Source organism: Streptomyces sp. NPDC012935 (assembly GCF_042900345.1).
Classification (GTDB): Bacteria; Actinomycetota; Actinomycetes; order Streptomycetales; family Streptomycetaceae; genus Streptomyces.
On the sequence record NZ_JBIBBC010000002.1, the window covers coordinates 659,413 to 679,463 of the forward strand.

A 20,051-nucleotide genomic window follows, 5' to 3' on the forward strand; every position below is an offset into this window, starting at 1 on the left:
GGCCGATTGAGGGTCCGGTTCCTCACTTGCGGTTCGCAAAACGAACGCCTCGGCATCAGTTTGGTGTCGGGGCGTGCGTACGTTCGGGCGGGAGCGCCGGGCTGTCGGTGGGTCCCGATAGGCTGAAAGCATGACGCGAGCCGACCAGCCAACGGCCCACCACTCCGCCCCCGACGACGCCCTGGTCGCGGACTCCCGCGAGCGTGCCGTCCGCGCCCTGCTGCGCCGACCGCAGCTCAAGCGGCTGTGGAGCGCGCAGCTGGTAGGGGGTGTCGGCGACATCCTCGCCCTCCTGGTGCTGGTCCTGCTGGCCCTCCAGGCGGCGATCGCCGAGGGGTCGTTCGGCGGGGGTTACCGGGGCGTGGCGTTCGCAGTGGCGACCGTGTTCGGGGTGCGCATCCTGGCGACGCTGCTCTTCGGCGCCGTACTCCTCGGCCCGCTGACCTCGCTCACTTCCCAGGAGGGCCCGCTCGACCGGCGCTGGACCATGGTCGGCGCGGACGGCCTGCGGGCCGCCATGCTGATCGTCGCGCCCCTGTGGATCGACTGGACGCCGGACAATGCGCTGGCGCTCCTCCTGGTCACGGTCTTCGTGACCGGCGTCGCCGAGCGCTTCTGGACGGTGTGCCGGGAGAGCGCGGCGCCCGCGCTGCTGCCGCCCCCGCCGCCGGAGGGCGCGACCGTACGACCGCTGCCGGACCACATGGACGCCCTGCGCCGCCTGTCGCTGCGTACGGGCTTCGTGGCGATCCCGCTGGCCGCCGCCGCACTTGTCGTCGCGGCCCTGCTGAACAACCTGCTCGGGACCGGTCTCGACTGGTTCGAGCAGCACCAGGCGGCTCTCGCGTCGTATGTCGCGGCCGGCCTGTTCGCCGCCTCCCTGTCCGTGCTGACCTTCCTGGAGCTGCCCGACACGCGCACCCCCCGCGCGCGGTCCCCGCTCGAGGGGCTGCGCCGTCCGAAGACCGGCTCGGGTATCGACAAGGGCCGTACCGGCGCGATCCCGCTGCTGGTGACGGCGTGCGCGGCAGTCGCCGGGGCGGTGTCCGCCGTGGTCGCCGTGTCCGTGCTGCACGCCAAGGACCTGGGCGGCGGCCCGGTGCTGTACGGCCTGCTGGTGCTCCTGCTGACCGGCGGCGTGGTCGTCGGAATCCGTACGGCGCCCTCCGTGCTGCCCTCCCTGTCGCGGCGCCGGCTGCTCGCGCTGGTGATCGCCTTCACGGGCGTCGCGCTGCTGGCCGCGGGACTCGTCCCGGACGTCACCACCGTGCTGCTGATCATCGCGCTGGCCGGGGTCGGCGCGGGCGTGGCCGCCAACACCGGGCACACCCTGCTCGACCAGGAGGCCGAGGAATTCCGGCGCGCGCGCACGACGGAGCATCTGCACGCGGTTGTACGGGTCTGTGTGGCGCTCGGCGCGGTGATCGCGCCGCTGGTGGCCGCGCTGATCGGGCCGCACCGACTGGAGAGCGGCAAGTTCGTCTTCGCGCACGGCGGAGCGGCGTTCACGCTGATGCTGGTCGGGGCGCTGCTGCTGCCGGTGGCCGTGCTGGTGCTGGCCAAGGTCGACGACCGCTCCGGAGTGCCGCTGCGCCACGACCTGCGGGACGCGCTGCTCGGCGGGGACGACCCCGAGCAGGTGCCCGCGACGACCGGCTTCTTCATCGCCCTGGAAGGCGGCGACGGCGCCGGGAAGTCCACCCAGGCCGAGGCGCTCGCCGAGTGGATCCGTGGCAAGGGCCACGAGGTCGTCGTCACACGCGAGCCGGGGGCCACGGCGGTCGGCAAGCGGCTTCGGTCGATCCTGCTGGACGTGTCCAGCGCGGGCCTGTCGCACCGGGCCGAGGCGCTGCTGTACGCGGCGGACCGCGCGGAGCACGTCGACACGGTGGTCCGGCCCGCGCTGGAGCGCGGCGCGGTCGTGATCTCGGACCGGTACGTCGACTCCTCGGTCGCCTACCAGGGGGCGGGCCGAGACCTGTCCCCGACGGAGATCGCCCGTATCAACCGCTGGGCGACGAACGGCCTCGCGCCGCACCTGACGGTGCTGCTGGACGTCTCGCCGGAGATCGCCCGCGAGCGGTTCACCGAGGCGCCGGACCGGCTGGAGTCGGAGCCGGCCGAATTCCACGCGCGCGTGCGCTCCGGGTTCCTGACGCTCGCCGCGTCCGACCCCGGGCGGTACCTGGTGGTGGACGCGGGCCAGGAGCCCGAGGCCGTGACGACCGTCATCCGGCACCGGCTCGACCAGACGCTGCCGTTGTCGGAGGCGGAGATCCAGGCGCAGGAGGAAGCGCGCCGCAAGGCCGAGGAGGAGGCCCGCCGCAAGGCCGAGGAAGAGGCCGCCCGCAAGGCAGAGGAGGAGCGCCTCGAGCGTGAGCGCCAGGAGCAGCTCGCCCGGCTGCGTGCCGAGGAGGAGGAGCGCAAGCGGCGCGAGCTGGAGGAGGCGCAGCGGCGCGAGGCCGAGCGGCAGGCGGAGGAGGCCCGGCTGCGGGCCGAGGAAGCACGCCGACGGGCCGAGGAGGAGCGTCAGCGGCTCCTCGCGGAGGAGAAGGTGCGCGCCGAGGAGGAAGCGCGCCGCAAGGCCGACGAGGAACGCCGTCGCAAGCAGGCCGAGGAAGAGGCCCGGCTGCGCGCCGAGGCGGAAGCGGTCCGGCTGGAGAAGCAGCGCAAGGCGGAGGAGGCCCTGCTGCGGGCCGAGGAGGCCCGGCGGCTCGCTGAGCAGGCGGCGGCGCAGGCCCAGGCGGGCCCGAAGCCGGCGGCGCCCGCTGCCGGGGCTGCTCCTGGTGACGCGCTGACCGTGCCGACGCCGGTCGTTACGCCGGGGCAGGCACCCGGCGGGGCCTCGGACGAGACGACTGTGCTGCGGCCGGTACGGGACGAGGACCGGCGGGGGACGGGCGGTGAGGGGTCTTCGGGTAACCGTGCCTCCGGTGGCCGAGCCTCGGGTGAGTCCGAAGCCGAGGTGACGGCGAAGCTGCCGCAGCCGCCGGCGCCTTCTGGAGCGGCTGACGAGACGGCCGTGCTGCCGCCGGTGGTGCCCGGGGCCGCCGATGAGACCGCGGTGCTGCCGCCGGTTCCGCCGGGGGCCGCGGATGAGACCGCGGTGCTGCCCCCGGTGTCGGGGGAGTCCGCGGATCGGGTTCCGCCGGGGTACTTCCGCGAGGAGGAACGCACGCGCGAGATGCCTCAGGTCGACGAGGCGGGGGCACCGCGCCGAAGGGCTCGGTCCGACTGGGCCGAGGAGACGCCGCTGGACGATCTGCCCACGTTGGCGGATGAGCTGCTGGGGCCGCATGAGGACGAGGACGGGGGCCGGGGCCGGCGGCGCTGAAGCCGTCGGCCTGAGGTCGGGCCGCCCTGAGACCGGGCGCGGCATCGAGGCCGTTCGGTCAGCCGGGCGGACTGCCGCTCGGCGCCGGGCAGCCGGCACCGGACGGCCCGGTGCGGGGTCGTCACCGAGGTGGGCCGATTCGCCTCAGGGTCCGCTTGGGGTGCCGCCGCAGATTCCGCTTGGGATGCCGTCGGCCCGACACGACGCCGGAGCCGTCCGCGGGTCGGCTCCACCCGCTCCGTCACCCGTTGTCAGTGCTGCCCCGCACAATGGATCCCGCACCTCGAATCGTGAGCGAAGGGCGGCGTGACCCGTGAGCGTGTGGGACGACCTGGTGGGACAGGACAGGGTGAGTGAGCAGCTGGGTGCTGCCGCTCGGGACGCCGATGCCCTCGTCACCGCCGTTGCCGCCGACGCGCCGCCCCCGGAGGCGTCCAAGATGACGCATGCCTGGTTGTTCACGGGGCCGCCAGGGGCGGGCCGCAATCAGGCGGCGCGGGCCTTCGCCGCCGCGCTGCAGTGCGTCAGCCCTGACAGGGCGCTGGGCGGCGCCCCCGGATGCGGCTTCTGCGACGGATGCCATACGGCACTCGTCGGCACGCACGCCGACGTCACGACCGTCGCCGCCGTCGGCGCCCAGATCCTCGCCGACGACATGCGGGACACCGTCCGCAAGTCGTTCACCTCGCCGGCGAACGGCCGCTGGCAGGTCATCCTGGTCGAGGACGCCGAGCGGCTCAACGAGAAGTCCGCCAACGCCGTGCTGAAGGCCGTGGAGGAGCCCGCCCCCCGCACGGTCTGGCTGCTCTGCGCCCCCTCCATCGAGGACGTCCTGCCCACCATCCGCTCCCGCTGCCGCCACCTGAACCTGAGCACGCCCTCGGTCGACGCCATCGCCGACATGCTCGTACGGCGAGAAGGCATCGAACCCGAAGTCGCCGCCGCCGCGGCCCGTGCCACCCAGGGCCATATCGACCGGGCGCGACGCCTGGCCACCGACCCCGCCGCCCGCGATCGCCGGGCCGCCGTGCTGAAGCTGCCCCTCCGGCTCGGCGAGGTCGGAGCCTGCCTCAGGGCAGCCCAGGAGCTGGTGGATGCCGCCGCCGAGGACGCCAAGCAGCTGGCCGAGGAGATGGACGCCAAGGAGACCGAGGAGCTGAAGGCTGCGCTGGGTGCGGCCCAGGGCGGCAGGATGCCGCGCGGCACGGCGGGTGTGATGAAGGACCTGGAGGACAAGCAGAAGCGGCGACGCACGCGCACGCAGCGCGACAGCCTCGACCTCGCCCTGACCGACCTCACCGCCTTCTATCGCGACGTCCTCGCCCTGCAGCTCGGCTCCCGCGTGGCCCTCGCCAACACCGATGCCGAGGACGCGCTGGAGCGCCTCGCCCGCGACAGTTCCCCGGAGTCCACACTCCGCCGCATCGAGGCGATCGCCGCCTGCCGCGACGCCCTCGACCGCAACGTGGCGCCGCTGCTGGCGGTGGAGGCGATGACCATGGCACTCAGAGCGGGCTGAGTCCCCGGGCGGGCCGACGTATTCCCCTGCCCTCTGCCCTCTGCCCCCGGCCAGGCACCCACAAGTGAGCAACACGAGGTTGACCATGTAACACGTACGAGCCGCGACGTGCACGCACAGCATCCAAGCCACTGCGCAGAGTTACGCTCGCCAGATGCACACCAGGCGCAGCTCTTCATTCAGCCCAGACCCGAGGCCCAGCGGGCAGGGCCCACGCAACCGTCGCTCGACCCCACGGCGGGCCGGCGCATTCGGCACCCTCGTCGCCGTTGCCGCGCTGCTCGTCTCCGCCTGCTCCTCCGGTGGGGCCCCCGACGCGACGATGAAAACCGGAAGCCCGGCGGCCGGGGCCGCGCTGGCCGCGCTGCCCAGGTCGACGCCGGCCGCGATCACGCCGTACTACGCACAGAAGCTGACCTGGCACAGCTGCGGGGTGCCCGGCTTCCAGTGCACGACCTTGAAGGTGCCCCTCGACTACACCAAGCCGAACGCGGGGGAGACCCGTCTCGCGGTGGCCCGCAAGAAGGCGACGGGGCCGGGCAAGCGGCTCGGGTCGCTGCTCGTGAACCCGGGCGGCCCGGGCGGTTCGGCGATCGGCTACCTCCAGCAGTACGCGGGGATCGGCTACCCGATGGAGGTACGGGCCCGGTACGACATGGTCGCGGTCGACCCGCGCGGTGTCGCGAGCAGCGAGCCCGTCGAATGTCTCGACGGCCCTGAGATGGACGCGTACACGCAGACGGACTTCACGCCCGACGACGCCAAGGAGACCGGTCGGCTCGTCAGCGCGTACAAGAAGTTCGCGGAGGGCTGCGGAGCGGACGCGCCCGGCCTGCTCCGGCATGTCTCGACCGCCGAGGCGGCCCGGGACATGGACCTCCTGCGGTCGGTGCTGGGGGACGAGAAACTGTCGTATGTGGGCGCGTCGTACGGCACCTTCCTCGGGGCCACATACGCCGGGCTCTTCCCGGACCGGGTGGGCCGCCTGGTCCTGGACGGCGGCATGGACCCGTCCCTGCCCGCTCGCCGGATGAACCTCGACCAGACGGCGGGCTTCGAGACGGCGTTCCAGGCGTTCGCACGGGACTGCGTGCGCAAGCGGGACTGTCCGCTGGGCACGAAGGCGAGCGAGGTCGGCAAGAACCTCAAGGCCTTCTTCGCGAAGCTCGACGCGCGGCCGATTCCGGCCGGCGACGCGGCCGGCCGGAAGCTCAGTGAATCCCTCGCCACCACCGGTGTGATCGCGGCGATGTACGACGAGGGGGCCTGGGCCACCCTGCGCGACGCACTGTCCGCGGCCATGCGGGAGAACGACGGGGCGGGTCTCCTCGCCCTCTCCGACAGCTACTACGAGCGCGACTCCGACGGCCACTACACGAACCTGATGTTCGCCAACGCGGCGGTCAACTGCGTGGACCTCCCGGCGGCCTTCTCCACCCCCGAGGAGGTGCGCTCCGCCCTCCCGGCCTTCGAGAAGGCGTCCCCCGTCTTCGGCAAGGGCCTCGCCTGGGCCACCCTGAACTGCGCGTACTGGCCGGTGGCACCGACCGGCGAGCCGCACCGCATCGAGGCGAGGGGCGCGGCCCCCATCGTCGTGGTCGGCACCACCCGTGACCCGGCCACCCCCTACCGCTGGGCCAAGGCCCTCTCCCGCCAGCTCTCCTCGTCCCGCCTCCTCACCTACGACGGAGACGGCCACACGGCGTACGGGCGGGGCAGCACCTGCATCGACAGGACGATCAACGCTTATCTCCTCCGCGGGACGCCGCCTGCTCGGGACAAGCGCTGCTGAGAGTGGCGTGGCCGGTGGGCCCGGGGCCGTTGACCCCGGGCCCGGAGTACCGACCCGAGGGCCCCGGAGCACTCCGCTCCGGGGCGCGGGGCGGGCGGGCCGACGGGAGATCGGCGGAGGTCGGGAGGGGGCTTGGGAGGGCCGCCGAAGGCCGGGGCGGGCCGGGTGGGGGCCGGTACGGAGCACCCTCAGAAACTGTGTAGACTTACCGACGTTGCTGATCGCACCATAGTGCGGACAGCGCGCCGCCTTAGCTCAGATGGCCAGAGCAACGCACTCGTAATGCGTAGGTCTCGGGTTCGAATCCCGAAGGCGGCTCCAGCAAACCCCGGGTCGGAAGATACTCCGACCTGGGGTTTTCTCGTTCTTCGAATCGGCTGCCTCCCCGGCTTGCAGAGAAGCCCGCCCCCGCCCCTGAGCCTGGCCCCGACGCGGATCGCCGTTGTCGAGCGGCCCGTGCGTCGTTCACTCCGTGGCAGGCGACAGGGACGGCTCGCGTACCGTCGCTCCCCGCGCCTGCAGTGCCAGCGGAGCCGCCGCGCCTGCCACGGCGAACAAGGTGCCGAGTACGAGCCATCCCGCCTGGGGGCGGTCGCCGAGGCAGAGGACGGCTATCAGTACCGGTGCCACCGCGGTCGCGGCGCCGCGTCCCAGGGAGAAGAAGCCCTGGTACTGGCCGTGCATGCCCTCGGGTGCGAGTGAGAAGCTCAGCCCGAACGAGCCCGCCGACAGCCACAGTTCGCCGAACGTGAGCGCGGCCGCGAACAGCAGCAGCACAACCGTCGCCGACCAGCCGCCCATCCCTGCGGTGAAGGCCACCAGCGCGCACGCGGCGAACAGGGCGATTCCCGCGTTGCGGCACATCCGGGCGGCCCGGCCGTTGTCCTCGGCGCCACGGCTGAACCGGATCTGCAGACAGATCACCAGCACCGTGTTGACGGCGACGATGGTGGACACCAGCACCGGCGGCGCCTCGGTGTGCTGGAGCACCCACAGCGGCACGGCGAACGACAGCACCTGCGCCTGCAGGGACAGCACACCGCAGATCAGGGTGATGGCCGCGTACCGCCGGTCGCGCAGGACCTGCCAGCCGGAACCGGTGTGCGCGGCCTTCCCGGTGGGCCGGGTCTCGCGTGCCCGTAGCCACCACAGCGGCACCGCCGCCGCCGGGTAGGTCAGCGACGTGCACCACAGCAGGGCCATGTACCCGGCCTCGGTGTCGGCTTGGATGACCAGGGCCGAGGCCGCCGCGCCGATCGTGATGCCGACATTGGTCACCACCCGCAGGTAGGCCCGCAACCGTACGCGTGCGGCGCCCTCCCCGACCGTGGCGACCAGCGCGCCACGGGCCGCCGTGCTGCCCTGCTCGGCGAGGAGGAAGACCAGGATCAGGGCCAGGAACGCCGGGAAGGTGCGGGCGAAGGCCAGCGCGGCCATCGTGGCGAACTGGACGCCGAGCAGGACGGTGTACGTCCGCCGCGGGCCGAAGCGGTCGGCCAGCCTGCCCAGCGGTACGGCACCGGCCAGCGCCACGATCCCGGCGACGGTGAGGCCGGAGGCGACCTGGTGGACGGGCAGTTCGACGACCCGGGTGAAGAACAGGGTGCTGGTGGTCAGGTAGAGACCGCTGCCGACCGTCTTGACCAGCCAGGACACGGCGAGCAGTCGGGGTTCGCCGTGGGCGGGCAGGCAGGCGTCGAGCAGGGCGCGTGCCCGGCCGGGAGCGGGTGTGGTCATGCCGTGGGCCCTGCCATCTCGTGCAGCCGCGCGATGAACGCCTCCGCGGCCGACTCGTCCGTGGCCGTGAAGTACGCCTCCAGGTGTCCCGGGCTCGCGCACTCCTCGGGCGTCAGGACCTCCAGCACTCCGGGCAGGGCCAGTACGCGCTCGCGAAGGCCGGGCAGTGCGGGCAGCCGGGTGCGGCCGGTGGTCTCGGGGTGTGGTGCGCGGTCCGGCCGGCTGGGCCGTTCGCCGGTCGAGACGCGGACGAACTCCTCCCACAGGTCCACGCCGAAGGCGTGCCACCACATCCGGGAGATGCCCATTCCGCCCGGTCGTACGGCCACTTCGCCGATGACCGGTCCCGCCTGGGTGCGGAACACCTCCAGGTGTGTCACCCCGGCCGGCAGGCCGAGCGCGGTGACCACCCGGCGGTGCAGGTCCAGGACTTCCCTCGAGAACGGGTCCGTCTGGTCTGCGACGTACCCGCTGTTCAGATTCGGCGAGATGCGCAGCGGCGGGAGGAAGTAGCGGGAGACGGCCGCGCGGGCCACCTCGCCGTCGTGGACGACGCCGTCGCAGTGGTATTCGTGCGTGAACCGCACCAGGCGCTCCACCTGGACCGGCAGCCGCTTGTCCGCGAGGTCGGCGAAGCCGGCGGCCCGGTGCCGTTCGGCGAACTCCTCGGGGGAGTCGACGCGGTAGGTGCACTTCGAGCCGGCGCCGAACACCGGCTTGATCATGACGGGCCAGCCGGTCCGCTCCGCCGCCCGGGGCACCTCGTCGACCGTGGCGGCCTGGGCGTAGTCCGTCACCGGAAGACCGGCGGCGCGCAGCCTGTCCTTCATCGCCCGCTTGTGGGCGCCCCACAGGGACCCCTCGAAGCCCGGCCCGGGCACCCCGAGCAGGACGCGGACCAGCCCGGCCGCCACCACGCTCTTCTCCGTGGCCGCGATGACGTGGTCGACGGGGCCGTACGCGGCGAGTTCGTACGCCGCCTGCTCGACCTGTGTCAGGTCGGCGAAGCTGTCGACGTACGCCACCTCGTGGTTTTGGTACAGGTCGGCGTACACCTTGCGGGTGATGACGCGGACGGTGACGTCGGGGCGGCGGGCCAGGGCCTCGAGGACCTCGGGCTTGTCCGAGTTGAGCAGGAGTACCTGCCGGGTCACTGCTTCTCCGTGGGTTGTGGGGCCGTGGGGAGTGGTGCGTGGTGGTAGGTGACGGTGGCGGCGGCCTCGTCGACGACGGTCCAGACGGGGGAGGGGCCGCGGTCCGGCGCGCAGTCGGTGACAGCGCCGACGTTGACGACGTAGCGGCCGTCCGCAGCGAGCGGTACCGGCTCCCCGAACCGGACGGGCAGGCGCTGCACCCGCACCGGGCGGCCGCGGTCGCCCGGCCACAGCCGGTACAGCGCGCTGCGGTGATGGTGCCCGTGCACCAGGGCCCGCCCGGGAAATTCCGCGTCGGCCGGGCACCACAGCCCCGGCTCCAGTTCGCGCCACGGCAGCGGATGGCCGTGGCAGTACAGCGCGAAGCCGGTGCGGTGCTCCAGAGGAGCGTCGAGCAGCGGGCGGGTCCAGGCGGGCAGGTCGGGATCGGGCACGAGGGCGCGGATCCGCTCCTCCTGGTTGCCCCGCACGAGGCGTACCCCGTCCAGGAGCCCGGCGAGTTCCGGGTCCGGGTCGAAGACGTCGGCGAGCCGGCCGCCGTACTCGTACCCGTCGACCTCCCGCTTTCCGATCCGGCACTCGAAGACGTCGCCGAGGCAGACCACCTGGTCCACCCCTTGGGCGCGGATCCCGGCGAGGACGGCCCTCAGCCGCGCGGTGTCCCCGTGGATGTCCGTCACGACGGCATGGCGCACCGCGGTCACTCGCCCGTTTCGATCAGCACCCGGCCCGCCAGCTCCTCGCAGACACGGGCCGCGTCGGCGGCGTTCGCGCCGTCGCCGATGACGTATCCGGCACGGTCCTGCGAGCTGCGCACCGGGCGGACCCGGTCGCCGACCGCGACGTCCAGCCGGATCTCGGCAGTGGTGCCGTCGGTGTCGGGCAGGGCGATGTTCCTAACCGTTCCGGGCGGCGGGGTGAGGAAGCGGATGGCGGCTCCCCGCCGGGCCACGGGCGGGTCGGCGGGCGGCCGCAGCAGACCGAGCGGGCAGCCCGCGGTGAGAGCCACCACGTCCAGTCCGTAGGCCCTGCGCAGCAGTTCGCGGATCTTGTCGCCGCCGATGCGGTTGTGCGACTCGAGGATCCGGGGGCCCTTTCCGGTGACCTTGACCTCGGTGTGGGCAGGGCCCTCCGTGAGGCCCACGGCGTCCAGGAAAGCGTGGACGAGCGCCGCGACGTCCGACAGGACGGGCGCGGGCAGGGCGCTGGGCTGGGTGTGCCCGGTCTCCACGAACGCGGTGCCGACCAGCTTGTCGGTCACCGCGAGCACGGCGTGCTTCCCGTCGTACGAGAAGGTCTCCACGCTGATCTCGGGCCCGTCGAGGTACTCCTCGGCGATCGGCTGGGTGCCGCCCGCAGCCTCGAACGCCCGCCACACGTCCTGGGCGGCCTGTGCCGAGGGCACCCGGAACACGGCCTGACTGCTGGTGCCGGCCGCGGGTTTGAGGATGACCGGCCCGCCCGCCGTACGGCAGAACGCTGCGAGGTCGGCCGGGTCGCGCGGGACAGCGGTGTGCACCGGGCCGATGCCGCGGGAGTTGAGGAGCTCCCGCATGCGCTGCTTGTCCTGCAACAGGCTCACGGTGTGCAGCGAGTTGCCGGGCAGGCCGAGCCGCTCGGCGACCGCGGCTGTCGGCAGCAGACCGCGCTCGGTGAGCGACAGGACGCGCGCGAAGGGGCGTTCGGCGTGCAGCGGCGCCAGGGCCGCGTGCAGTGCGTCGGTGTCCGTGAGGTCCACGGCGAGGGCCATGTCGGCCTCTGCGGCCACCGCCGGTGCGGACTGCGCCGCGTCGTGCACGAACACGGTTTCGATGCCCGACGCGCGGGCCGTGCGGACCAGTTGGGGGGTGCCCGCGAGCACCGCGATACGCGGTGTCGCGGGCACCTGCTGACCGAAGGTCATGTGCGTGGCTCCGGCTGCGCCTGCCCAGGGCTTTCTGCCTCGGGCGCCACCGCCTCCGGATCGCCGAAGCGCTCCTTGAGGTAGGCGACGATGTCGGCGTTCTCGCGCAGCTTGCCCGGGATGATCGTGGCGCCGTCCACCAGGGCCGGAATGAACTTGCTGCCGGTGGTGCGGATCAGCTCGTGCCGCTCCTCGCGCGGCTTGGGCACGTTGATGTTGATGTAGGAGACCTGGAGCTTGGTGAGCAGTTCGCGCACCGGCTTGCAGTCGGGGCAGGTCTCGCGCTGGAACAGGACGAGCATCAGCGGCCCTCCTCGTGGAACGTACGGATGATCTCGCCCACGCCGGAGCCCGGTGTGAACGTGTGGCCCAGGTCGAGCAGTGCCATTTCCAGGGCGCCGAAGATCCCGCTCAGGTCGAGGGCGTCGGCCGCGCCCACGTGCCCGACCCGGATGAGCTTGCCCTTGAGGTGCGCCTGGCCACCGGTCATCGTGACGCCGTACGAAGTGGACAGCGTCTTCAGCAGCTGCCCGGTGTCGACGCCCTCCGGCGCGAGGGCCGAGGTGATGACGTGGCTGCGCCGGTGCGGGGCCTGCACGAACGTGCTGAACCCGAGCTTCAGCAGGCCGCGTTCGGCCGCCTCGCCCAGCACGGCGTGGCGCCTGCGGAAGGCCTCCGTGCCCTCCTCGTCCAGCATCTTCAACGACTCGTGCAGGGCGAGCAGCAAAGACACCGCGGGGGACGAGGACGACATCGGGTAGAAGTGGCGCAGCCGCTCGAACGACCAGTAGTAGTTCGGCCCGGTGGACCGCTCCACGGACGTCCACGCCTTGTCGGACAGGGCGACGAAGGCGAGCCCCGGCGGCAGCATGAAGCCCTTGTGGGAGGCGGCGAGGACCACGTCCAGGCCCCACGCGTCCATCTCCAGCGGGTGCACCAGCAGACCGCTGATGGCGTCGACGACCACGACCACGTCGGTGTCGCGGAAGATCCGCCCGATCGCCTCGACGTCGTTGAGCGCCCCGGTGGACGTCTCGCTGTAGACGACGAACGCGCCCCGGATCTCCGGGTGCTCGCGGTAGGCGGCCGCGACCCGCTCGGGGTCGGCGCTGGTGCCCCAGTCGCTCTCGACGACGTGCACGACGAGACCGTACGACGTGCAGATCGCCTGGAAGCGCTCGCCGAAGTAGCCGTTGGAGACCACCAGGACCTCGTCGCCGGCCGAGAAGCAGTTGGCGACCGCGGCCTCCATCGCGCCGGTCCCGGAGGAGGCGATGGTGTACACCGGGGCACTGGTGCCGAACAGCGGGGGCAGACCGCCGCTGATCTCGTGGATCAGCTGCTCCATCTCGGTGGAGCGGTGGTGGATGATCTCGCGGGCCCCGGCCAGCAGCAGGCGCTGCGGCACTTCGGTGGGTCCGGGTGTGGCCAGCCGCAGCTTCACCGGCTGTTCTCCTTAACGTCGGTCGGCACGTCGGTGTCGTGGGCGGTGGTCGCCGCGGGCGGGGGCGCGTCGACGAAGACACGGCGGGTGGCGGGCTTCAGGTCGAAGTCGAAGAGCACCACGCGGTGACTCGGCGACATGGCGAGGCGGCCGTCCCGGAAGGGGACGAGCAGACTGGTGCCGAGCAACGACGACTTCAGGTGGGAGAAGCCGTTGGGGTCGGCGGTGGTCAGCTCGTGCAGATAGCGGCCGCCGTCGGCGGGGGACTCCGGGGCGATGCGCTCAAGGGTCCGCAGCAGGTCCTGCACGGCGCCCGGTTCGTAGCGCATGACGGTGAGTCCGATGGTGCTGCCGTGCGCGAACACGCCGGCCAGACCGTCGCCCGTGCCGTGCTCCTGGAGAGCGGCGGCGATCCGGTCGGTGAGGTCGTAGTGGGAGTTGAGGCCTGTGCTCTCCACCGTCAGTTCGATCACCGGGCCACCTCCGCGGGCCCGCCTATCGCGGGCGGCACGTTCTCGGCCGTCAGGTCGCCCGGTCCGGTCAGCGTCCAGGCGGGCACCCCGGCCAGGATGTCGGTGATGCGGGTGAGCTGCGCGATGTGGGCGGCGCGGCCGTCGTCGAGGTAGTGGTGCCAGCCGGCGTTGGCGCCGTCGAACGCCGATTCCACGTTGGCACGCAGCACTTCGGCGTGCTCCTGGCGACTGCCGGTCAGCGGTTCGACGACCGTGCGCTCGCCGTGGCCGATCGCCGGGTGCAGGATCGCCGCGACCGGTACACGCACGCCGACCGGGGCGCTCGGGAAGCGGTCCCGGAACGGCAGGGGGTCCACCGCGAACTTCCCCACCGGCGAGAACGCGTGGCCCTCGGCGGGCACGTAGTCGTCCCCGATGCCCGCGATCTCCTTCAGGCCCGGGTACTTGGCGACGGTGCCGTAGCCGAGGTGCGGGTAGTCGGGCCAGCCGGCCGCGACGACCGAGCCGTCCGGCAGCTCGTGCAGCACGGTCTTGTCGCCGCTGAGCACCTCATACCCGAAGTGCTCCACCAGCTCCAGGAGAACCGTGCTCTTGCCGGCCCCCTTCGCCCCGGTGACCAGCACGACCTCACCGTCCCGGTAGGCGGCGGTGGCGTGCAGCACCGCGGCGCCGGTGTTCTCCTGGTGCTTCAGCACCAGGTCGCGCACCAGCTCGACGAGGTCCATGTGCCCGCCGGCCCCGAGCGTCACGTCGATCGCGCGGGCGGCGCGGTCGAAGACGAAACGGCTGCCCGTCTTGGTGCACTCCAGGTACTCGCGGCCGTCCACCGTGGCCCGCCGGGCCGGCACGGTGAAGAACTCGCTGGCGCTCTTGCGGAGGTAGATGTCCTCCTGCACGGTCCCGGCCGGCGGCGCGAGGCGTTCGGGACCGAAGGCGTGGATGCGCAGGGTCGCAACCGGCTCGCGGCCGGTCTCGTCGGGCTTGGCCTCCTCGGCGGTCAGATGCGTGGCGAGGAAGGCGAGCGCGTCGTCGACGCCCGGGCCGGCCCCGGGCGCCACCTCCAGGTCGAGCTGGGTGCCGTGGAAGTCCAGCCGCAGGGCGGTGGGGTGGGTGGTCACTGTGCGGCCTCCGCGAGTTCGCGTCCCAGGGACTCGTAGCGCTCCTGCTGCTCCAGCATCTGGGGCATGCGCTGCAGGTCGAAGATCTCCTTGAGCGGGGCGAGTTCGGACTCCACGTTCAGCGTGGTGCCGTCCCGCATGATCCGGGTGAGGGTCTCCCGCATGGCCCGGATCGAGCTGCGCAGCGCCTGGTTGGCGTAGATCGCCATGGCGAAGCCGCGCTGCTCCAGCTCCTCGACGGTGACCTGGTTGTAGGTGGTCGGTACGACGATCACCGGGAGGTCGCCGCGGTAGGCCTCGCGGAAGGCGAAGACCTCCTCGGGGTCCTTGCGCTTGGAGTGGATGAGCAGGGCGTCCGCTCCGGCCCGCTCGTAAACGTCGGCCCGGCGCAGCGCCTCCGCCATGCCCTGCCCCGAGATCAGCGCCTCCAGGCGGGCCACCACGGCCATGTCGGTACGGGTCTCGGAGGCGGCCCGGATCTTGCCCGCGAAGTCGTCCAGCGGGGCGAGGTCCTGGTTGCCCTCGACGAAGCTGTTGAGCTTGGGGAACTGCTTGTCCTCGATGCACACGCCGGCCACGCCGCGCGCCTCGTAGGAGCGCACCATGTGGACGACGTTGTTGACGTTGCCGAACCCGGAGTCGCAGTCCGCGAGGACGGGGATGTCCACCGCACAGGCGAGGTCGGCCGCCGCGTCGAGGCATTCGCCCATGGCGAGGATGTTGGCGTCGGGCACGCCGGCCGTGGCGGAGATCTCCAAGCCGCTGGACCAGACGACGTCGAAGCCGGCCTCCTCGGCGAGGCGCGCGCTGAGCGGGCTGTGCGAGCCCATGGCACGTGTCAGTCGCGGAGCGGCGAGCGCCGCGCGCAGCCGCTGTGCCGCACTCGGCGACGGGTCGTTCTGTTCCTGCTGGGGTGATCGGCTCCCGGTCATGCGTCCCCTCCGTTGGTCTTTTCGGCCTGCTCGGCCAGTTCCCGGCACATGTCCTCGACCGTCTCGTCGAGGACCTTGCGCGGCCGTGCCGCACCGACCCGCCGCCCGACCTCCCACGGGTCGAGCCCGTGGCGGGCGCTGATCTTCTCGATGCGGTCCTGGAAGTAGAAGTGGTGGTCGTTGATCCCGGCCGCGATCTCGGCCCGGCGCACCGTCATGGGGCGCGGCAGCACCTGCTCGGCCACGTACTCGGCGGCCTCGCAGACCAGCGGCAGATCGGCATGGGTGTCGTACTTGGGCCATGCGGTGAGGAAGGCCGCGGCCTGCTCGGTGGCCAGGTTCCCGGCGCCCCGGGCCATGGCGCACAGCGAGGCGTCCAGCCAGCTCACGCCCGCGTCCAGGCCGGCTGCCGCGTTGGCGGCGGCCAGGCCCAGGTTGTTGTGGGCGTGGAGGCCGAGCGGTGTCGGCAGCCGCTCGGTCAGCAACTCGACGCGCCGGTGGACGTCGTCCGGGGTGAGCGCGCCGAAGGAGTCGGCGATGTAGAACACGTCCGGCGTTTCCGCCGCCACGACCGCGGCGACCTCGGCCAGTTGCTCCTGGCTGGTGTAGCTGACGGCCATCAGGTTGACGCCGACCTTCAGACCGAGCGCCCGCACGGCACGGACGTACTCCGGTACCCCGTCGATGTTCCACGGGTAGGCGGCGATGCGCACCATGGACACCGGGCTGTCGGGCAGGTCGTCCATGGCGCCCACCGGGCACACGGTGGGAACGACCATCACGGCCAGCTCGGCGTGCGAGACGGCCGGCAGCGCCGCGAGGTACTCGGGCGTGCAATGCGCCGAGGGCCCCGCGGTGGCGCTGGCCTTGCTCCCGGAACCACCGCGGTAGCCGACCTCGATGACGTCGATGCGGGCGGCGTCCAGGGTGCTCACGATGGTGTGGACGTCGACGGCGCTGAACTGCCAGTCGTTCTGGTTCCCGCCATCGCGCAGCGTGCAGTCGAGCAGGGTCGGTTTCACACGGCTCCTTCCAGGTGTGCCGCAGGATCGTCCAGTTGGGCGCGGAAACGTTTCACCAGCTCCTGGGGCGTCTGCTCCACGCGCTTTCCGGCGGGGTGGCTGCGCGCCTTGCAGCGGATCCGCACCAGCGTGGGCGTGCCGGTCAGGTCCAGGGCGGCCAGCTGGTCGAGATCGGCCACGGTGTGGGCGGCGGCGTAACCGGCCGCGAGGGCCATGGCCGCCGGGTCGCCGAGGGCGGCGGTGCGCTGGCCGCCGGTGCTCTCATGGGCGCCGTTGTCGAGGACGACATGGAGCAGATTCGGCCTGTGCTCGGCGATCATCGGCAGACAGCCCGGGTTCATGGCGAACGATCCGTCGCCGTCCAGCACCAGCACCCGGCGGTCCGGGTGGGCCAGCGCGATGCCGAGCCCGATCGGCGCGGCCATGCCCATGGAGCCGACGAGATAGAAATGGTTGGCGCGATCGCGGATGTTGTACACGTCGCGTGTGATGTAGCCGCAGGTACTCACCGTCAGGGCGGCGGACTCGCGCTCCAGCAGTGCGCCCAGGGCGTCACGGATGTCCAGCAACGGTCAGATCCCTTCCCGGACGATCAGCACGGCGGTGCTCCTGCCGGAGTCGTACTGCTTGAGGAACGCCTCCACGGAGTCCTCGGGGCGCTCGTTGTCCAGCACGGTCCAGGGAAGCCCGAACACGTCGAGCAGCCGGGTGAGTTCGCGCCCGATGACGTCGTGCTCGACGGCGTCCTTGCCGTCGTGACCGCGCCAGCTGACCACGATCGGCAGGTGGACGTCGTAGATGAGGTTGAACGAGGTGAGGACGTTGAGCGAGTAACCGAGGCCGGAGTTCTGCATGAGGACCACGGGCTTGGCCCCTGCCACGGCGAGACCGGAGGCCACGCCCAGGGCGCTGTCCTCGCGCGGCGCGGGAATGTAAGCGGCCGGGCAGTCGGGGTCCTCGAGTAACCGGAAGAATCCCTTCAGCAGGGAACACGGTACGCCGGTGAAGTGTGAATGCCCGCGGGTTACGAAGGCGTTGAGCAAGGTTTCCGCGACTTTGGCCCCGGATCCTGCTGCCAACGAAGGTTCAGGCAGCACGCATGGCCTTTCTTTTACGAAGCATGGACGCGATAACGCCCGACGGGAGCGTCTCTGTGCCCCACGCCGGTGTGGATCTTGCATGACGCCCAAGTGAATCTGCAATGGCGTTCCGGAATTCGGACAGGCGCAGAGGCGAGTCGGGCATATTACGCATTTGGCGACCTCGCGAGAGGGGCTCTGAATCGGCCGATCTTCGAACTGTTCAATGGCCAATTTTTGACGTTTGAAGTACGAAAACACGTGGCCTGGATTCCGCATTCCGGTCGCCACTCACGGGGCGGGCCGCCCCGGCCCGCACGTCGGCCCACCCAGGGTGTTCGCCTGCTTCGTCCTGCTCGTGGATGCCGATGTCAGCTGGTCGACCGCCCTTCCGGTGCCGTTCTTGATCGCGGCGCGCGGGCCGGGTTGATCGCCCTGTCGGCGCGGACCGGGCCGACCGGCTGCCCGCACGGCGATGGCGGAGGCCCCGATCCGGTTTCTCGGTTGGTCGAATTTGAGTCAGGTCGCGGGCCGGGATGGCGGGCGCTTTACGGCCGTTCCGGCTGGCGCTGGATCACGGGGACCTGTCCGTGCAATTCGGACCGCGGCGCGGATCTCTTTGCGCGCCTTGTCTGCGTTGCGCACCTTCCATTGAGTGTGGTTTCCCCAGGTAAGGCGGGGCGGGGAGTGGCTTGATTTCGGTGGTCCGATGTTGATCTTCCCCGTGTACAGTCGGCGCCATTGATGTGTGGATGCCTCCGGTAGAAGCTCCGGAGATCTGGGGCCGTGGAGGCTCGTAGAAGAGCATTGACGGCGGCGTTCGGCTTGGTCCGGCGCATTGCCCCGCACAGTGCCGTGCGCGGGTGCCGCCCCTTCGCCCCTTTCTGGCGTCCCTTTCTTATTTCTTCTCGGTTCTTTCCGACATGCAACGGGGGTTGATTCATGCGCGCGGCAGGACAAGACAGTGGGATCGGCCTTGTCGACGATGAAGCACAGGCGGCTGTCGTGGCGGCCGAGGGCATCATCGAGGAGGCCTCGGGGGGTGACAGCGGCCTCGTGTCCGGCCAGGTGTGGTCGGACGACCGGGTGGCGCACCTGCTGGAGCGGCTCGCCTCGGACTTCGTGCTCGACAACACCTACCGTGAGCAGCACCTGAGCCTCACGGCCAGCGAGAACTTCCCGAGCAAGCTGGTCCGGATGCTCGGCAGCGGACTGCAGGGCGGCTTCTACGAGTTCGCCCCGCCGTACCCGGCCGAGGCGGGCGAGTGGGCCTTCCCGGATTCCGGCGCGAACGCGTCCCTGGTGGGGAAGCTGACCGGGATCGGCCGGCAGCTCTTCGAGGCGGCCACCTTCGACTGGCGGCCCAACGGCGGCTCCGTCGCCGAGCAGGCCGTGCTGCTGGGCATCTGCGGACGCGGCGACGGCTTCGTGCACTTCGCACACAAGGACGGCGGCCACTTCGCCCTGGAGTCGCTGGCCACCGCAGCCGGCATCAACACCTACCACCTGCCGATGGTCGACCGGACCCTGCTCATCGACGTGGACCGGCTGGCCACGCTGTGCGCCGAACACCCGGAGATCAAACTCGTCATCCTCGACCAGTCGTTCAAACTGCGCTGGCAGCCGCTTGCCCAGATCCGGGCCGCGCTGCCCGAGGGTGTCTTTCTCGCGTACGACGCCAGCCACGACGGCGCCCTGATCGCGGGCGGGGTGCTGCCGCAGCCGACGTTGCTCGGCGCGGACGCCGTGCACGGCAACACCCACAAGACCATCGCCGGACCGCAGAAGGCCTACATAGCCTTCCGCGACGCGGACCATCCGAAGCTCAGGGCGGTGTCGGACTGGGTCTGCCCGCAGATGCAGAGCAACTCGCACGCCGAGCTGATCGCACCCATGTACGTGGCCCTGTCCGAGATCGCCCTCTACGGCCACGACTACGCGCGTCAGATCCTCGCCAACTCCAAGGCGCTCGCGCACGCCCTGCACGAGGAGGGGGTGCGGGTCTCCGGGGAGTCCTTCGGGTTCACCGAGACTCATCAGGTGCACGTCATCACCGGGTCGGCCGCAGAGGCGCTGCGCCTGTCCCTGGGCGACCTGGCGCACGCCGGCATCCGCACCACGAACATCGAGGTACCGGGTTCCAACGGGCTGCACGGCCTCCGGCTCGGCGTCCAGGCGATGACCAGGCGCGGGCTGCGCGAGGCGGAGATGTGCGAGGTGGCCCGGCTGGTGGCGAAGGTGGTCCTGCGCCGCGCCGAGCCCGCGGCGGTCCGCGCCGAGGTCGCCGACCTGCTCCAGCACCATGCGCTGGACCGGCTCGCCTACTCCTTCGACGCCTACGTCGACTCGCCGGCCGCGGCCCGTCTGCTGGGGGAGGTGTTCCGGTGAGCACCGCTACTTCGGCGAGCACGGCGGCGCCGGCGGGCACTGCGGGAGCGGAGCCTCACGCGAGCACCGCTACTTCGGCGAGCACGGCGGCGCCGGCGGGCACTGCGGGAGCGGAGCCTCACGCGAGCACCGCTACTTCGGCGAGCACGGCGGCGC

Annotated in this window: 16 protein-coding genes and 1 tRNA gene; 5 read left to right on the top strand and 12 right to left on the bottom strand. The window is 71.7% G+C overall.

Annotated elements, in window-relative coordinates:
- Positions 1-130 precede the first annotated feature (130 nt).
- From tmk to ACFY5C_RS08400, 4 genes are all read left to right on the top strand, one after another.
- Positions 131-3,334 (top strand): dTMP kinase, encoded by a 3,204-nt coding sequence (tmk, locus tag ACFY5C_RS08385; protein ID WP_389441955.1) that lies wholly within the window; start codon positions 131-133, stop codon positions 3,332-3,334.
- A 313-nt stretch (positions 3,335-3,647) separates the two neighbouring features.
- On the top strand, positions 3,648-4,853 hold the full coding sequence (locus tag ACFY5C_RS08390) for a DNA polymerase III subunit delta' (RefSeq protein ID WP_389441958.1): 1,206 nt from the start codon (positions 3,648-3,650) through the stop codon (positions 4,851-4,853).
- 154 nt (positions 4,854-5,007) lie between these two features.
- On the top strand, positions 5,008-6,645 hold the full coding sequence (locus ACFY5C_RS08395; protein ID WP_389441961.1) for an alpha/beta hydrolase: 1,638 nt from the start codon (positions 5,008-5,010) through the stop codon (positions 6,643-6,645).
- Positions 6,646-6,889: 244 nt separating this feature from the next.
- Positions 6,890-6,966: transfer RNA gene (locus ACFY5C_RS08400), tRNA-Thr, on the top strand.
- Positions 6,967-7,110: 144 nt separating this feature from the next.
- On the opposite strand, the gene ACFY5C_RS08405 is transcribed toward ACFY5C_RS08400, so the two are convergent.
- The 12 genes from ACFY5C_RS08405 to ACFY5C_RS08460 are packed head-to-tail and all read right to left on the bottom strand — an operon-like array spanning position 7,111 to position 17,786.
- Positions 7,111-8,382 carry an MFS transporter gene (locus tag ACFY5C_RS08405; protein WP_389441964.1) on the bottom strand — a complete coding sequence of 424 codons (1,272 nt, stop codon included), beginning with the start codon at positions 8,380-8,382 and terminating at the stop codon, positions 7,111-7,113.
- Positions 8,379-9,536, bottom strand: a complete 1,158-nt coding sequence (locus ACFY5C_RS08410) for an acetyl-CoA carboxylase biotin carboxylase subunit family protein (protein ID WP_389441966.1) — start codon at positions 9,534-9,536, stop codon at positions 8,379-8,381. Before ACFY5C_RS08410 ends, ACFY5C_RS08405 begins: the two co-directional genes overlap by 4 nt.
- Positions 9,533-10,216, bottom strand: coding sequence for a metallophosphoesterase family protein (locus tag ACFY5C_RS08415; RefSeq protein WP_389441968.1), 684 nt, complete (start codon positions 10,214-10,216; stop codon positions 9,533-9,535). The genes ACFY5C_RS08410 and ACFY5C_RS08415 overlap by 4 nt, the downstream gene beginning before the upstream one ends.
- A gap of 20 nt (positions 10,217-10,236) precedes the next feature.
- Positions 10,237-11,439, bottom strand: a complete 1,203-nt coding sequence (locus ACFY5C_RS08420; protein WP_389441969.1) for an ATP-grasp domain-containing protein — start codon at positions 11,437-11,439, stop codon at positions 10,237-10,239.
- Positions 11,436-11,741, bottom strand: coding sequence for a glutaredoxin domain-containing protein (locus ACFY5C_RS08425; RefSeq protein WP_389441971.1), 306 nt, complete (start codon positions 11,739-11,741; stop codon positions 11,436-11,438). The genes ACFY5C_RS08420 and ACFY5C_RS08425 overlap by 4 nt, the downstream gene beginning before the upstream one ends.
- Positions 11,741-12,883, bottom strand: coding sequence for a pyridoxal-phosphate-dependent aminotransferase family protein (locus ACFY5C_RS08430; protein WP_389441973.1), 1,143 nt, complete (start codon positions 12,881-12,883; stop codon positions 11,741-11,743). The genes ACFY5C_RS08425 and ACFY5C_RS08430 overlap by 1 nt, the downstream gene beginning before the upstream one ends.
- Positions 12,880-13,356, bottom strand: coding sequence for a YjbQ family protein (locus tag ACFY5C_RS08435; RefSeq protein ID WP_389441974.1), 477 nt, complete (start codon positions 13,354-13,356; stop codon positions 12,880-12,882). Before ACFY5C_RS08435 ends, ACFY5C_RS08430 begins: the two co-directional genes overlap by 4 nt.
- Complete coding sequence (locus ACFY5C_RS08440) at positions 13,353-14,474, bottom strand: hypothetical protein (protein ID WP_389442246.1); 1,122 nt, start codon at positions 14,472-14,474, stop codon at positions 13,353-13,355. Before ACFY5C_RS08440 ends, ACFY5C_RS08435 begins: the two co-directional genes overlap by 4 nt.
- Positions 14,471-15,406: an isocitrate lyase/phosphoenolpyruvate mutase family protein gene (locus ACFY5C_RS08445; protein ID WP_389441976.1), complete on the bottom strand. Its 936-nt coding sequence runs from the start codon at positions 15,404-15,406 to the stop codon at positions 14,471-14,473. Before ACFY5C_RS08445 ends, ACFY5C_RS08440 begins: the two co-directional genes overlap by 4 nt.
- Positions 15,403-16,428 carry a hypothetical protein gene (locus ACFY5C_RS08450; RefSeq protein WP_389441978.1) on the bottom strand — a complete coding sequence of 342 codons (1,026 nt, stop codon included), beginning with the start codon at positions 16,426-16,428 and terminating at the stop codon, positions 15,403-15,405. Before ACFY5C_RS08450 ends, ACFY5C_RS08445 begins: the two co-directional genes overlap by 4 nt.
- Positions 16,425-16,997: a thiamine pyrophosphate-dependent enzyme gene (locus ACFY5C_RS08455; RefSeq protein ID WP_389441980.1), complete on the bottom strand. Its 573-nt coding sequence runs from the start codon at positions 16,995-16,997 to the stop codon at positions 16,425-16,427. The genes ACFY5C_RS08450 and ACFY5C_RS08455 overlap by 4 nt, the downstream gene beginning before the upstream one ends.
- A gap of 3 nt (positions 16,998-17,000) precedes the next feature.
- The gene (locus ACFY5C_RS08460; protein WP_389441982.1) at positions 17,001-17,786 is read right to left on the bottom strand and encodes a thiamine pyrophosphate-binding protein; all 786 of its coding nucleotides are present in this window, start codon (positions 17,784-17,786) and stop codon (positions 17,001-17,003) included.
- Positions 17,787-18,449: 663 nt separating this feature from the next.
- Here ACFY5C_RS08460 and ACFY5C_RS08465 point away from each other — a divergent pair.
- Entirely contained in the window at positions 18,450-19,895 is a 1,446-nt protein-coding gene (locus tag ACFY5C_RS08465; protein WP_389441984.1) for a hypothetical protein, read from the top strand.
- The last annotated feature ends 156 nt before the right edge of the window (positions 19,896-20,051 follow it).

Excerpts from the sequence above, each read along its gene's own strand:
- ACFY5C_RS08395 (WP_389441961.1), top strand. The coding sequence starts at position 5,008 with ATGCACACCAGGCGCAGCTCTTCATTCAGCCCAGACCCGAGGCCCAGC.
- tmk (WP_389441955.1), top strand. The coding sequence starts at position 131 with ATGACGCGAGCCGACCAGCCAACGGCCCACCACTCCGCCCCCGACGAC.
- ACFY5C_RS08420 (WP_389441969.1), bottom strand. The coding sequence starts at position 11,439 with ATGACCTTCGGTCAGCAGGTGCCCGCGACACCGCGTATCGCGGTGCTC.
- ACFY5C_RS08405 (WP_389441964.1), bottom strand. The coding sequence starts at position 8,382 with ATGACCACACCCGCTCCCGGCCGGGCACGCGCCCTGCTCGACGCCTGC.
- ACFY5C_RS08445 (WP_389441976.1), bottom strand. The coding sequence starts at position 15,406 with ATGACCGGGAGCCGATCACCCCAGCAGGAACAGAACGACCCGTCGCCG.
- ACFY5C_RS08425 (WP_389441971.1), bottom strand. The coding sequence starts at position 11,741 with ATGCTCGTCCTGTTCCAGCGCGAGACCTGCCCCGACTGCAAGCCGGTG.
- ACFY5C_RS08460 (WP_389441982.1), bottom strand. The coding sequence starts at position 17,786 with ATGCGGAATCCAGGCCACGTGTTTTCGTACTTCAAACGTCAAAAATTG.
- ACFY5C_RS08465 (WP_389441984.1), top strand. The coding sequence starts at position 18,450 with ATGCGCGCGGCAGGACAAGACAGTGGGATCGGCCTTGTCGACGATGAA.